The 12,628-nt window shown below is 69.5% G+C and carries 14 protein-coding genes and 2 pseudogenes; 7 read left to right on the top strand and 9 right to left on the bottom strand.

Annotation, left to right across the window (positions count from 1 at the left end; all coding sequences use genetic code 11):
• The first annotated feature begins 290 nt into the window (after positions 1–290).
• On the top strand, positions 291–515 hold the full coding sequence (locus J7E91_RS32620) for a hypothetical protein (RefSeq protein ID WP_214910543.1): 225 nt from the start codon (positions 291–293) through the stop codon (positions 513–515).
• Positions 516–577: 62 nt separating this feature from the next.
• Here the strand turns inward: J7E91_RS32620 and J7E91_RS32615 are convergent, their stop codons facing one another.
• The 3 genes from J7E91_RS32615 to J7E91_RS32605 form a co-directional block, all read right to left on the bottom strand.
• On the bottom strand, positions 578–913 hold the full coding sequence (locus J7E91_RS32615) for a hypothetical protein (RefSeq protein ID WP_214910541.1): 336 nt from the start codon (positions 911–913) through the stop codon (positions 578–580).
• A 172-nt stretch (positions 914–1,085) separates the two neighbouring features.
• Positions 1,086–1,256 (bottom strand): hypothetical protein, encoded by a 171-nt coding sequence (locus tag J7E91_RS32610; RefSeq protein ID WP_214910539.1) that lies wholly within the window; start codon positions 1,254–1,256, stop codon positions 1,086–1,088.
• A gap of 126 nt (positions 1,257–1,382) precedes the next feature.
• Positions 1,383–1,973 (bottom strand): hemerythrin domain-containing protein, encoded by a 591-nt coding sequence (locus J7E91_RS32605; protein ID WP_214910537.1) that lies wholly within the window; start codon positions 1,971–1,973, stop codon positions 1,383–1,385.
• Between the two features lie 142 nt (positions 1,974–2,115).
• Here J7E91_RS32605 and J7E91_RS36510 point away from each other — a divergent pair, with 142 nt between their 5' ends.
• Positions 2,116–2,697, top strand: coding sequence for an alpha/beta hydrolase (locus J7E91_RS36510; RefSeq protein WP_214910535.1), 582 nt, complete (start codon positions 2,116–2,118; stop codon positions 2,695–2,697).
• A gap of 60 nt (positions 2,698–2,757) precedes the next feature.
• Here the strand turns inward: J7E91_RS36510 and J7E91_RS32595 are convergent, their stop codons facing one another.
• The gene (locus tag J7E91_RS32595; protein WP_214910533.1) at positions 2,758–2,916 is read right to left on the bottom strand and encodes a hypothetical protein; all 159 of its coding nucleotides are present in this window, start codon (positions 2,914–2,916) and stop codon (positions 2,758–2,760) included.
• 1,267 nt (positions 2,917–4,183) lie between these two features.
• Between J7E91_RS32595 and J7E91_RS32585 the strand changes: the two genes are divergently transcribed.
• Positions 4,184–4,609, top strand: coding sequence for a DUF1360 domain-containing protein (locus J7E91_RS32585; protein ID WP_251016602.1), 426 nt, complete (start codon positions 4,184–4,186; stop codon positions 4,607–4,609).
• Between the two features lie 462 nt (positions 4,610–5,071).
• On the opposite strand, the gene J7E91_RS32580 is transcribed toward J7E91_RS32585, so the two are convergent.
• From J7E91_RS32580 to J7E91_RS32565, 4 genes are all read right to left on the bottom strand, one after another.
• Positions 5,072–5,809, bottom strand: a complete 738-nt coding sequence (locus J7E91_RS32580; RefSeq protein WP_214910529.1) for a GAF and ANTAR domain-containing protein — start codon at positions 5,807–5,809, stop codon at positions 5,072–5,074.
• Between the two features lie 165 nt (positions 5,810–5,974).
• Positions 5,975–6,241 carry an STAS domain-containing protein gene (locus J7E91_RS32575; protein ID WP_214910527.1) on the bottom strand — a complete coding sequence of 89 codons (267 nt, stop codon included), beginning with the start codon at positions 6,239–6,241 and terminating at the stop codon, positions 5,975–5,977.
• 293 nt (positions 6,242–6,534) lie between these two features.
• A complete protein-coding gene (locus J7E91_RS32570; RefSeq protein WP_214910526.1) occupies positions 6,535–7,008 on the bottom strand; it encodes a class F sortase in 474 nt (157 codons plus the stop codon).
• A 927-nt stretch (positions 7,009–7,935) separates the two neighbouring features.
• Positions 7,936–8,205, bottom strand: a complete 270-nt coding sequence (locus tag J7E91_RS32565; RefSeq protein ID WP_214910524.1) for a DUF6225 family protein — start codon at positions 8,203–8,205, stop codon at positions 7,936–7,938.
• A gap of 447 nt (positions 8,206–8,652) precedes the next feature.
• On the opposite strand from J7E91_RS32565, the gene J7E91_RS32560 reads away from it, so the two are divergent.
• Complete coding sequence (locus J7E91_RS32560) at positions 8,653–11,097, top strand: SpoIIE family protein phosphatase (RefSeq protein WP_214910521.1); 2,445 nt, start codon at positions 8,653–8,655, stop codon at positions 11,095–11,097.
• Positions 11,098–11,316: 219 nt separating this feature from the next.
• Here J7E91_RS32560 and J7E91_RS32555 read toward each other — a convergent pair whose 3' ends face one another.
• The gene (locus tag J7E91_RS32555) at positions 11,317–11,577 is read right to left on the bottom strand and encodes an Hsp20/alpha crystallin family protein (RefSeq protein WP_251016603.1); all 261 of its coding nucleotides are present in this window, start codon (positions 11,575–11,577) and stop codon (positions 11,317–11,319) included.
• On the opposite strand from J7E91_RS32555, the gene J7E91_RS36505 reads away from it, so the two are divergent.
• From J7E91_RS36505 to J7E91_RS32545, 3 genes and pseudogenes are all read left to right on the top strand, one after another.
• The gene (locus J7E91_RS36505) at positions 11,515–11,682 is read left to right on the top strand and encodes a hypothetical protein (RefSeq protein WP_251016601.1); all 168 of its coding nucleotides are present in this window, start codon (positions 11,515–11,517) and stop codon (positions 11,680–11,682) included. The genes J7E91_RS32555 and J7E91_RS36505 overlap by 63 nt on opposite strands.
• A gap of 20 nt (positions 11,683–11,702) precedes the next feature.
• Positions 11,703–12,147 (top strand): annotated as a pseudogene (locus tag J7E91_RS32550) (IS5/IS1182 family transposase); the annotation flags it as partial.
• Positions 12,148–12,435: 288 nt separating this feature from the next.
• Positions 12,436–12,628: pseudogene (locus J7E91_RS32545) on the top strand (hypothetical protein); the annotation flags it as partial.

The raw sequence follows: 12,628 nt of genomic DNA, 5'->3' as shown, positions 1-12,628 counted from the left end.
CCTCACGGGTCAGTACACCTAGCCCTCTCATCGCTGAATGAGTGGTTTGGGCCTTCTCCCGCCCCCGGCTCGCCGTGCAGAGTGCCCGGCAGCACGCGCACTTGCTTATCACGACCGCCGCGCCCCCCAGAAGCGGCTGGAACCCTGGACGGAAGCCGGGCGTGGAGGGACTGGTTATCGAGGGCCTCGGGGCCGACGGGAGGCTTGCCCCGGCCCACCCGGCAGGGCCACGCCTCTGCTGCTGTGGGCGTGAGTGGCCGTGTCAGCCTGGCCGCGAGAGTGTGGCTGGTATGGATGGTGCGCCGATCGTCGTGCACCGGCCGTCTGGGTCGGGTGGCCGGCGAGTGACGCTGCACCGGCACGGCCGGGACGAGATCCTTGGGCTGGCGTTTTCCGACCACGACCTGGTTGTCTTCCTGGAAGCCGCCGGCCTGATCGACCCGAACACGGTCCTGGACGATCCCCGCTGGGTCGAGTGGCGCGACGGGCCGCCTCACCGGTGGACAGCGACCTGACCCTGGACAAGCGGGTGGCCGGGCGGCTCCCGCCGGGCGGCTCCGCGCCGGAGAGCCGCCGGTCATGGCCGGGCGTGCTGGGGGAGGAGAGTCACCTCCTGGGCACCGGAGCCGACGAAAACACTGCGGCCCCGCCCGCAGTGCACCACGTCGGCGGCGAAGCCTCTGCGGTCCGCCTCCGCGAGGAAGTCGGACAGCGGGGAGCGCGCATGACGCCGTACTCCTCGTAGTGCACCGGAAGCAGCCTTCGCGGGCGGACGGCCCGGAACGAGGTCGGCACCCTGCTGTGCGTCCATGGTGACCAGCAGGCCGCCCGGAAGCGTCGCTCCACCCAGGTGGAGCACGGCCAAGTGCAGGTCGGGGCAGCGCCAGGCGATCTCCGCGAGGCCGGGAAACACGGTCGTATCACCGGTTACGTATACACGGAGCGACGGCGGAGCGCGCACCGGGCCGACTCCAGCAGACTGCCCAGCACCGGCGGATGAATCTCTGTGCCACCCGGGAACCGTGCCGACCCGGCAGCGCCGTGACCCGTACCTGCGTCGTGTCACGCGTCAGCATGTGGGTCTGTCATGTGCGCAGGCCCACCGCTCGGGAGAATCCGTGCAGCCCTTGGAGGCGGCGGGACGCGTGCGGCGTGGTGATGATCGGCACGCCGTGGTCACGCCCCCTGCGACTTGCGGTAGTGGGCTCCTCCTCGTCGGGGGTGCCTTCCGCCTGCGAGGGTGTCTGCTCACTCATGCCGTTCTCTTTCTCGTACGTCGTGCGGCCCGGCGCCGGTTCGTCTCCCGGCCTCGAGTCCCCGCCCCTCTGATGACGCGGCCCGCACCGGGGCCCTGGGCCGGCCCAGGGCCCCGGTCGTGTGGGTCAGGGGTGGCCCATGGCCTTGCGGACGGCGTCCCTGGTGCGGTCCATCAGCGCGGCGACGGGCCCGAGTGCCAGGTTGGCTGCTGCGGATTCCACGCCCGGGTGGGGCCGGGTGGGGGCCATGGCCTCGGCTGCCTTGATGGCCTTGGCCATGGCGGCGAGGTTCGTGGCGTCGGTGCTGCGGCGGATGTGGGTGAACTCGTACCGCTCCTCGGCCCGTGCGTGTTCCTGCACGTCCGTACGCAGGGCCTGCAGCAGGGGCAGGAACTTGGGGTCGTCGGTGTCCATGTCGTCGAGGTCCGCCAGCATCTCCTTCGCGGCGCGCTCCTCGGCGAGACGGTCCTCGACGACCTGCTCGCCACCCGGCAGGCTTCGCCGGGCGAAGGGGTGAACGATCTCCTCCTCGGCGGTCTCGTGCACCGCCAAAAGACGCACCAGGCGGCGGAACGCGTCCCGGCGTTCCTCACCGGTCGCCGCCTCGACCTCGTCGAAGAGGTTGCGGATGTCGCCGTGCTGCCGCATCAGCAGCGCCACCACGTCCGTGTCCTTGGCGTGGTCGTCCCCGGCCTGGGGGGTATGAAGATCGGCCATCACTGGTCGGCACCGAGCTCGGCCAGGTCTACGCCGAACACTTCCCGCGCAACGTTGGCCGCATGGTGCTCGACTCCGTCGTCGACCCGGCCGAATGGCCCCGCCCGGCCGGTGACCGAGACGATCGCCCGCGACGCGATCGGTGACTCGATGTACTCGACGCAGGAGTGGCCGGCGCTGGAGGCGGCATTCGCCGCGGTACTCCGCTGCCCCGCTGCGGCAACTGGTCGATGAAGGCCGCGAGCGTGACCCCAAGACCGGCCAGTACGGCAGCCTGGATGACTCCGAAGCCGCGATCGTCTGCCTGGCGATGCCGGAGCCGGACCGCCGAACACAGCTCACCGATGAGGCGCTCGCCGAGCTGCGCAAGGTCGCACCGGTAGCGGGGGAGAGCATGCTGTTCGAGGACCGCTGCCGGCACTGGCCGGTGCCGCCGACAATGCTGCCGCACCCGATCACGGCCAAGGGTGCTGCGCCCATTCTCATCGTCAACAACACCCGCGACCCGGCGACACCGATCGAGGAGGCCCGCACCGCCGCCGAGCGGATCACCAACTCGGCCTTGCTGACCAACGACGCCGACGGCCACGGCGTGTTTGGCAAGGGCCCGTGCGTCAATAACGTCACAGCCCGCTACCTGCTCAACGGCACGCTGCCCGACAAGGGCATCTCCTGCTCGGACAACGCCCTGCCCGCCCACACTTCCAAGCCTCCCCTGGGCTAACGGTGTAGTGCGCTATGGATGGTGGGCGTGCTGGCCGGGGGTTTCCGTCTGGTGGGCAGTTCAGCAGGCCATCGAGCCGACGGGCACTTCGTTGCTCGGCTTGTGCCGGGCGGCGCGCTGGGCGGCACGGTCAAAGACCAGGTTGGCGACGGCCCGGTGGGTGGCAGCGTAATTCCTGGTGAACCGCTGCATCGGACGCCACTGCTTGTGCTCAGCCATCGCCTCCACGGCACCCCGCGACCACTGCCGGGAGGAGACGCGCAGGAACGAGCCCGGCGTGCCGCGCCCACCGATAGGCGACCGCGGACGCCTTCAAACGCTCGGCGGCCTGGCTCGCGCCGTACTTGGACGCACCGCTAGTAGGACCTGGTCAGGTTGATGTGAGTGTGGGTGTTGCGGTGACAGGTGGGGCAGGCGCCGGCCCAGGTTGCGAGGAGGGCCTGCAGTTCGCGGACGATCCGGTAGAGGGTCAGGCCGGTGCCGTTTCTTTTGGGACTCCGGCCAGTCTCTGGAGGGTTACAAGGCGTGGGCGGCGGAGACGAGGGTGACGTGGTGGTGCCAGCCTGGCCACGTGCGGCCCTCGAAGTGGGCCAGTCTCAGGGCCCCGTTCATCTCGCGGTAGCCGTGCTCGATCGCCGGCGGAGTTTCACAAGTCGTCGCAGCTTCCGCACGGCCTGGTCCTCGACGGCGAGCTCGTCGTCTGGTCGGAGGCGCGGCTGACCTTCGAGGCGCTGCAACGCCGCGCCTCCGCCGGCGGCCGCACCATCGAGCAGCTCGCGACCGCACTACCCCAGCGCCGCCGCCCCGATCCGCCGGCTACACCCGGCGCCCGGTCACGCTCCGCGCGTGAGGGCGTGCTGAGGCCGGCCGGCCGGACGGTTCCGCTGCGGCCCGACGCCGCCCGCCAGATCGCCGAACACCTCCGCCCAGCCAGGCCCGGCCACCCGTGGACCGGCGTGCGCATCTCTTCCCGCTGGGGCAGTCGCGAACCCCTGGACGTAACCTGGTCGGGCCCGAACTCGTCGCGGAAGTCGAAGCCGACACCGCCATGACCGCGGCGCCTGGCGCCACCCGATGAGATTCGCCCGGCTGCGCTTGGACGTCACGGTGGAGGAGGTCCCACGGTTCGGGCAGGGGCCAACTGCGGAGCGGCGGAAACTACTCAAGACCCCGGATCGGTTACCTCCGGCGCCGACTACCGCGCTTTTACCAGCAACTCGCGGGGTAAAAGCACTCACTGTCAGCTGGGGCGTCGGCATGGACGGCCGTGCGGCGTGCGGCATACGGAGGCAGGCTGACGCCGGGTTCCGGAGGATGGCTTTGGGGCACTCTTGCAGGGGCGGGCGCGCAACCTGGGCGGACAGGGCGCGGCGCGCGATGGAGTACGGGATGTCAGTGGGCGTGCGAACAGCCGCCCGAAGAGTGGAGACGGGAACCGATGAGCACATTCCAGAGGCTGCGGCCACACACGGGCCACCTGGCCGCGATGGCGGTATTCGGTGGCTACACGGCGGGTTGGACGGTGTTGGTGCGACGTATGGGGCGGTCCCTGCCGGCGTCGGTGAATCCGTGGGACGTGCTGCTCACCGCGGCGGCCACCTTCCGGCTCAGCAGGCTCGTGGGCAAGGCCACCGTCACGCGTCCGATCCGTGCTCCGTTCACTCACGTCGAATCTGCGGGTGCACCGGCGGAGCTGAATGAGACGCCGAGCAGTGAACGGGGCAGGCACACCGCGGGGGAGCTGATCAGCTGCCCGTTCTGCCTCAGCGTATGGATCGTGACCACTTTGACCGGTGCCCAGTTGATGTGGCCGCGGGCGACCAAGACCGCGAGCGGCGCTCTGACTGCCCTTGCGGCAGCAGACGCCTTGCAGCTCGCCTACACCGCCCTGATACAGAAAGCCGAAGACTGAGGTTTTTCCCGCGGTCCTGAAGCAAAGCCTGATGCCTTCCGGTTCCACGCCGCCTTCAGTGACATCACCAATCGGATCTACCGATGCGGGAGCAATTCAGGATGCACCGACAGGGGAGGCCGAGATGGCAGGACAGGTGACTCGTGTAGTGGCGAGGCAAATCGCGAGACTTTGCCGAAAACGAGCGCTTCACCCCGCTTGTGGGCTCTTCAGCGGCGACCTCGCCTTGCAACCCGACGGCGGCCCGGCCTGGGGGTGGGCTGGCTCGAGGAGCGGCTCGTCGGCCACTACCGCCCTGGCCGACTCGGCGGGGCGGTAGTGCTGCTCTGCACGGGAGCATGCCGCAACGTGAGCTGTTGAGAGTGGGGCCCGGCGGCGGAAGCATCGGCCGGACGCGGGCCGGTCGCCGGGGATAATTAGTCTTCCCTATGGCTCGTGCGCTCGGCCGTTGGGGTCGGCACCTCATCGGGTCGGCGGGTGCTCGTCCAGTTGCGGGTCAGGACGTGGGGTGTCGCCGGTTTCCGTGACGGTGCGGGCGATGTCACGGAGCTTGATGTTGTGTTCCTGTGATGCCGTGCGCATGACGGCGAAGGCTTGGTCTTCGGTCAGTTTGTACCGTCCCATGAGGATGCCGATGGCCTCGCCGATCTCGTGGCGGGTTTCCAGGGCGGTGTTCAGCTGCGCGTGGGTGCGGGCGCTGGAGAAGGCGACTGCGGCGTGGGAGGCGAGGAGCCAGCCGATCTGCTCGGACCGGTCGGTGAAGGCGCCCGGGTGTGGGGAGTACAGGTTCAGGGCGCCCAGGTTGTCGTCCGCGGTGTACAGCAGAAAGCCGATCATGCTGCCGATGCCCAGCTTCCGGGCCTCGGGCACGTAGAGCGGCCACCGGCTTTCGTGCTCGGTGTCGCGGATCCGGTAGACCCGCCCGTGATGGCGGGTGGCGTCGTAGCACGGCCCCTGGCCGACCTCTCCCTGCAATCGGTCGGAGTCGCGGACCAGGTCGCTGGTGGCGGACAGCGTGGCCACCTCACCACGGTCGATGGTCAGGATGCCGGCGTCCTCGCACCCGTCGACCAGGTTCACCGCGTGCACGCCGATACGGTCCAGCGTCTCCTGCACGCTCTCCTGTGCCAGCAGATCACGCGCCATCTCCGCCAGCCGCTCGCCGAAACTCTCCCACGCACCGCTGTCTGTACCGCTCATGCCATCCAGCCTCTCCGGCGCGGCTGGATCCCGCGCCATGACGGGTCAGGCCGGGTGGCATGACCGAAAGCGCCCGCCTTTTCGAGTTCCGGGCGTGCCGTCCTGTCATCCTCACTCACCACCAGTCAGGGGCACGGGACGCTGTGCAGTGCTGTTGCCTGGTTCTCACCTGTCGGCTGGGTTTGCGGCGGGGGCGGCCAGGTGCACGGTGCCGCCTATGACCTTCGTACCGGCGGCAGCGCCGCTCAGGGCGTGGAGGCCTGCTTCGTCGCAGAAGTCGAGTGAGGCCAGGTCCAGTACGACGAAGGGCAGGTCGCGGGCCATGCAGTCGGCGACCACTTTGCACAGCTGCCAGTCCGTGGTCTGGTCCAGGCGGCCGGTCAGGGTGATCACGGCCGGCCGTCCGTGGACCTCAGTGATCTGGGCGGTCATCGTGCTGTTCTCGTAGTCGAGGGTTTGTTCGCCGAGAGTGTCAGCCGCTTCGCCGGGTGCCAGTCATGGGCGGTCCTTCCGGCGGTCAGGAGCGCACCGGTTTCAGTCAGGAAGAGCACCTTCTTCACCAAGGGTGCTCCCACTGAACTCACTCCGAAGCAGACACCGCTTTCTCGGGCCCGTGCCCGGCCGCGCGGCCGCACGTAATGACGACGTTGCTCATACCGCCCTCTGTCCCCCAATCCGCAGTTCCCATGCCGAGGAAACTGGCAGTCAGGTAGGACGGCACCGGCTCACCGGCGGCGTGTCGTTGAGCGGGACTCCTGTGCGGCGGGGGTGGCGTACAGAACGAGGTTCCTGTCGTAGCTGTGGGATGCGGGGCTGTAGGCGCCGGCGCAGGTGATGAGGGCCAGCCGGTGGTCGCTGTCGCGGGTGAACAGGTCGGGCGGCAGTGATGCCTGTGTGTAGGTGCGGCGGGCCACGACCGTGTAGGGGTACGTCCGTCCGTTCGCGCCGATCACCACAACTCGCGCTCTCAAAGGGAGAGAGTGCAGGGCGGCGAAGGTTCCGGGCCCGGCGTGGGTGTCGACATGCCCGGCGAGCAGCGTGGTCCCCTGAGCGGCTCCTGCCAGTGCGCCCAGCGCCCACCATCCGCCGTGGACGACGACCGTGTCGCCGGCCTGGAAGTGGGCGTGGGTGATGTCCCGGTCGGGGGTGAGCGGGTCGGGCGTCGGAGCGAACACCGGATTGGGCGGGGGCTGGGACATGCGGTTCCTTCCACGCGAGGCGGGTGGCGGTGGGAGGAACAATGGTCCGCAGGATCGCCGGTTTGGCTAACCGGCGATCCTCGGCTATGTTCCGCCTCCGTCAGCGGAACGGGTTCTCTGTCCCGCGGTCGTCCTCGCCGGCGGCGTCGAGGAGTTCGAGCAGGTCGGTGCCCTGCGCATCCCGCTGGTCGATCCACCATCCGTGAGGTTGGAAAGGGCTCAGTGGGAGCAAGCCGGGGGCCGCGCCACGGACCACGCCCGCACGGACAGGCCCTGCCCTGCCTCCCTGCACCCCGGCCCACCAACTCGAGGACTCAGGTTGTGGGGAGCCGGAGGAGAACGACGTTGGCAGGGAGGACTTTGTGCTCAGCTGCTGTGCCGTGTTCTTGGGTGAGGACGGCTCCGGCGGTAGCCGACGCTCTCGAAGTGTCGCAGCCGGCCACCGCGTAACGCCGGGGGCAAATCGTCGTTGAACGGTGCGACTCCAAGAGCCGGGCCCCGGGGATGTCATGGCTAACCCCCGGGGGCCTGTGGGGTGTCCGGCCAGCCCGAGTCAGTTCAGGTCGGTGGAGTCGACTGGTCGGCACCCGCAGCAAAGAAGCGGTCGCACAGCCGACCGGGCGCAAGTCCGGTAGCGACCCGAAACCACCACGGCCGCGGTCGAGTTTCTCTTCGAAGCGACGCCGGTTGTTCGAACCAGACATTTTCGCAGGCCCTGCCTCCGCCAGGAAACGCGCCCCATCCCTGGCATGGCGGCAGCGTGCCCTGCGCAACGCTCGCGCCCCCACAGCACTACTGCGAGACACTCCCTCCCGGCAGCGGCCAGCAGCAGGGAACCCGGCATGGACCGCCCGAGGGACGGACCGGGCCCTACAGCCACCGCAGGAGCGGAGGCGGACCCGTCGCTCCATACGCGCGGCACACCCGTCAGTCCAAGTCGAGGTGATACACGTCGGCCTTGGCATCGGCGAAGAGCGTGAACTGAACCGCGGGGCTGTCCTGTGTGGTCCCCTCACCTGCCAAGTCCAGTTCTACCGGCTCGGCATCGACCAGGACGAACTCCCCGTACCCGTCGAAGTCACCAGGACCGTCCGCGACGCCGATGTGGATAGGCGTGGCATCGGGAAGACCGGACAGGGCGTCACGCAGCTTCGCTGCGGTCCACACCTCAGGAGTGTGCTCGAACATGTCAGCCATGAGCCGAGGCTAAAGGGGCCCGCACAACACCGGACCCCGGCGCGCCGCGCTTCGCTCGGAGGATCCACCAGCCAGCCCGAGGCGGCCTCCTGAGCCGACTAGCGCAACGCGTTCACGAACCGAGCGGTCAAGCGGGTGTACGCGCGCCACCTCCTGCACGATTTCGTACGCCTGGCGACCACCAGCCCCGTGGTGCACCAGCGCGGGCACGCACACCCAGCGCCCGCGGCGCGCCTTAACGCTCACCGTGCGGGCAAGTCACGGCCCGCCGGCCTGGACCGGCGTCGGCCCATTGCCCTCACCTCGCATGCGTGGCGTGACCTCTACGAGGGCTTTCGCGACGCTCGCCCTGGTAGTTCTGGAACGAGACAACTCCCGGGCAGGTCCGGTGCGCAGCTGACGCGGCAACGGCCACTGCCCTCCGAGTACGAGGGTGATGGACACGCCGTGAGAACGTTCAGCGAGAACCCGGAGGACCCCTTCGCGCTTCACCGGGCCGCGACGGCGGTGCTGGACCAGCGAGGGACGATTGTCGGCTGGAGCGTTCTGGCCGGGGAGCTGCTCGGCTATGGCGCGCAGGAGGTGATCGGCCACGGGGGGCTGGACGTCCTCGTGGACGCCGCGGACCGAAGCGCTGCGCGGCGCGCGGTGGCCCAGTGTGTGCGGTCCCGGGGGTGGTTCGGGATTCTGCCCGTGCGCCGGCGCGACGGACAGCGTGTAAGGCTGGCCTTCCGGGCACGTCTGGTCCTTCGGTCCGGGCACGGCGAGGAATGGTTCCTCGTCGGTGCGTCGGCGGACGAGGTGATCCAGTGGGAGATCGACCGCTCGCTGCTGGACGGGTTGTTCCGGCGCTGCCCCATCGGTATCTCCGTGCACGCCCCGGACCTGAGCATCCTGCGGGTCAACCGGACGATCGCGGGCTTCGGTGGCATCCCCGCCGAGGCGATGCGCGGGATGCACATGAGCGACTTCCTCGTCTACGCCGACGCGCAGGGCGCCGAACGCGGCTTGCGCTCGGTTCTGGAAACCGGCCGCCCGCTCATTTTCACCGAGCAGTCGGCACGGCTGCTGAGCGATCCGTCCGGGCGCGAGCGCATGGTGGCCGTCTCGGCGTTCCGTATGGAGGACCCGGCCGGCGAGATCCTCGGTGTCACCCAGATGGTGGAGGATGTCACCGAACGGGAGCGGGCGCGGTGGCGGCTGGCTCTGCTGAACGAGGCCAGTGTCCGGATCGGCACCACCCTGGACGTGGTCCACACGGCGGAGGAACTGGCGCAGGTGGCGGTGCCCGGCCTCGCGGACTGCGTGGCCGTGGATCTGCTGGAACCCGTAGTCCGGGGGGAGGAGCCGGCGCGGGACGCTTCCGGGCCGCTGAGCAGGGTGGCACTGCGCGGCGTCTCGCCACACTCCGGGCAGGACACGCACCGGCGGAACGACCAGGTGGTCTTCGCCACCGGCACCCCACAGGCGCGCTGCCTGAGCGAGCGGCAGCCCGTCATGGAGGCGGCGACCGGGGCTTCCGCCGAGCCGCTCCGTACCGGAGACGAGCGCGCTCGGTCGGCGCGGGGTGCGAACACCCCGTCCCTGATGGCGGTGCCGTTGGTGGCGCGGGAAGTCATGCTGGGAATCGTCAGCTTCTGGCGGACCCACCGGCCCGAGCCGTTCGAGGCGGACGACCTGACGCTGGCCGAGGAGTTCGCCGCTCGGGCCGCCGTCTGCATCGACAACGCCCGCCGCTACACGCAGCAGCGGGAGGCGGCGCTGTCGCTCCAGCGGAGCCTGCTTCCGGCCGATGTGCCCGAGCACCCGGCGGTGGAGGTGGCCCATCGTTATCTTCCGGCCGGTGGCGCCACGGACGTCGGCGGGGACTGGTTCGACGTGATTCCACTGTCGGGCGCCCGCGTCGCCCTGGTGGTGGGCGACGTGGTCGGGCACGGGGTTCCGGCCGCGGCCACCATGGGCCGGCTGCGCACCGCCGTACACACCCTGGCCAGCCTCGACCTCGAACCCGACGAGCTCCTGTCCCAGCTCGACGACCTCGTCGACCGTCTCGCCGACGAGCGGGAGGCCGCGGACCCGGCCACCGGTGAACAGATCGTCGGCGCCACCTGCCTGTACGCCGTCTACGACCCGATCTCGCGCTGCTGCGCGCTGGCCCGGGCGGGCCACCCGCCGCCCGCCTTGGTCACGCCGGACGGCAACGTAACTCTCGCCGACCTGCCCCCGGGGCCGCCGCTCGGCCTCGGAGGTCTGCCCTTCGAGACCGCCGAGATCGAACTGCCGGAGGGCAGCCTCATCGCCCTCTACACCAACGGACTCATCGAATCCGGCCGACGGGACATCGACGAGGGGCTCCGGTTGCTGTGCGCGGCCCTCAACCGGCCGGAGCGCGACCTGGAGGACATCTGCTCGACGGTGACGCGCAGCGCCCTGCCCGATCACCCCACTGATGATGTGGCCCTGCTGGTCGCCCGCACCCGCGTCCTCGCGCAGGAGAAGGTGGCGACCTGGACCCTGCCGAAGGAACCGACCGCGGCGCAACAGGCACGCAGACTGACGGCGTCGCAGCTGTCGGCATGGGGACTGGAGGAACTGGCCTTCACCACGGAACTGATCGCCAGCGAACTCGTCACCAACGCCTACCGGTACGCGGCCGGTCCGGTCCAACTGCGCCTCATCCGGGACACCTCCCTCATCTGCGAGGTGTCGGACGCCAGTACGACCGCCCCGCATCTGCGCCGCGCCCGCAGCACCGACGAGGGAGGCCGCGGCCTGTTCCTGGTCGCCCAGCTGACCGACCGCTGGGGCACCCGCTACACGCGCGAGGGCAAGACCGTCTGGACGGAGCAGTCGATGAACGGCACGGCGCCGCCGAGTGAGCCCGCCCCATGAGTGCACGGCACGGCCACGATGCGTACGGGACGCGGTGAGACCGGCGACACGGTCGTCACCTCCAGGCGGCTGACCTGCGGAGGAAGCCACTCACCCCTGGATAACCGTACCTGCATGACCACATCGTGCCAGGGCGGGAACGGATCGCCCGGTAGGGCCACCAGGGACACCGGCGAGCCCGTCGCGATGGGTGGGCTCGCCGGGTTCCTGGAGGTGGGGTCAGCTGGTGATCTCGATGCGCCGGGGCTTGGTCTTCTGTGCCTTGGGGACCTTGACGGTGAGCACGCCGTCGGCGAGTTCGGCAGTGACATGCTCTTCGTCGGTGTCCTGCGGCAGCGGCACTCGGTAGTCGAACTGGCCGGTGCGCCGAGTGCGGCTGCGCAGCACGCCGGTGCGTTCCTTTTCCTTGATCTCGCCGTGCACGGACAGCTCGCCGGCGTTCAGCTCGACGGTGATGTCGTCCTTCTTGGCCCCGGGCAGGTCGACCTGGACGAGGTAGGCGTCGTCGGTCTCCTCCAGGTCGGCCAGCGGCGCCCACGCGTCACCGAGCAGGCCACGCGGGTTTCTTCAACGGGCGCGAGGTGATCCGGCGGGAACGCCCTGACGCCGGGTTCGGCATCGGGATCGCGACCGTATACCGCTACATACGCGAGACCGTCGAGGTGCTCGCTGCTCGCGCCCCATCCCTGGCAGAGGCGATGAAGGCGAGCCGAAAGAAGGCGTTCGTCATCCTCGACGGCACCCTGCTGCCGATCGACCGCATCGCCGCCGACACCCCGTACTACTCGGGGAAGCACAACGCCACGGCATGAACATCCAGGTTCTCACCGATCCGTTCGGACGCCTGCTCTGGGCCTCGCCCGCCCTGGCCGTCGCCTCAAGCGATGGAAGCGGCGTCACAACAGCAGCCATGCCAAGATCCGCTGCCTCGGCGAGCAGGCCATGGCCATCCTCAAGGGTTGGCGCCTGCTCCGAAAGCTCCGCTGCAGCACCAACCGCATCACTGACATTGTGAAGGCCGTCCTCGTCCTTCACCACGCCTCAACCTGAGGTTGGAAAAGGCTCAGTGCGACGGCTTTCAGTAGATCCGCAACGACGACCCCAAGCTCATGGGCGGCGTGGGCGAAAACTCCTACCCCCGGTGGTTCCAGCAGCCGATCCCACCTGAGAAGTTCCCGATGTCCGATGAACTCACGAGGCTGATGGCCAATCCCACGCACAAGCCGCTGGACAGGCGGTTCTGACGCGACCAAAGCGTGTCGTAGCCGGTTTGGCTCGGCCCGCCGCCGTGGCCGCAAGGGCCAGCACGGCGGCCGGCCCCCGGTCATCACCGACGACATGCTCCACACCGTCCTGCGCCGCGCGGGTGGCGCGTCCGTCGAGCAGATCCAGCCTGACCTGATCATCCCCACCGGCAAGCGCAAGGGACAGAACCCCTCCGTCGCCAGCATCTACCGGGCGCTCGCCGAGCACGCCAAGCGCGAGGCATGCCCCGAAGCCGTCGAGCAGGGGTCTGTCAAACGAGCGGTGT

The sequence above is a fragment of the Streptomyces sp. ISL-99 genome, from assembly GCF_018614005.1.
GTDB classification, from domain to species: Bacteria; Actinomycetota; Actinomycetes; order Streptomycetales; family Streptomycetaceae; genus Streptomyces; species Streptomyces flavidovirens.
The sequence above is the reverse complement of the archived record's forward strand: the minus strand, read 5'-3'. Positions and strand labels throughout refer to the sequence as shown.

Bases quoted from the DNA above. Each gene is read 5' to 3' on its own strand.
- J7E91_RS32570 (WP_214910526.1), bottom strand. From the start codon at position 7,008: ATGTCCCAGCCCCCGCCCAATCCGGTGTTCGCTCCGACGCCCGACCCG.
- J7E91_RS32585 (WP_251016602.1), top strand. From the start codon at position 4,184: ATGGCGGTATTCGGTGGCTACACGGCGGGTTGGACGGTGTTGGTGCGA.
- J7E91_RS32575 (WP_214910527.1), bottom strand. From the start codon at position 6,241: ATGACCGCCCAGATCACTGAGGTCCACGGACGGCCGGCCGTGATCACC.
- J7E91_RS32605 (WP_214910537.1), bottom strand. From the start codon at position 1,973: ATGGCCGATCTTCATACCCCCCAGGCCGGGGACGACCACGCCAAGGAC.
- J7E91_RS32620 (WP_214910543.1), top strand. From the start codon at position 291: ATGGATGGTGCGCCGATCGTCGTGCACCGGCCGTCTGGGTCGGGTGGC.
- J7E91_RS32610 (WP_214910539.1), bottom strand. From the start codon at position 1,256: ATGAGTGAGCAGACACCCTCGCAGGCGGAAGGCACCCCCGACGAGGAG.
- J7E91_RS32580 (WP_214910529.1), bottom strand. From the start codon at position 5,809: ATGAGCGGTACAGACAGCGGTGCGTGGGAGAGTTTCGGCGAGCGGCTG.
- J7E91_RS32565 (WP_214910524.1), bottom strand. From the start codon at position 8,205: ATGGCTGACATGTTCGAGCACACTCCTGAGGTGTGGACCGCAGCGAAG.
- J7E91_RS32595 (WP_214910533.1), bottom strand. From the start codon at position 2,916: ATGGCTGAGCACAAGCAGTGGCGTCCGATGCAGCGGTTCACCAGGAAT.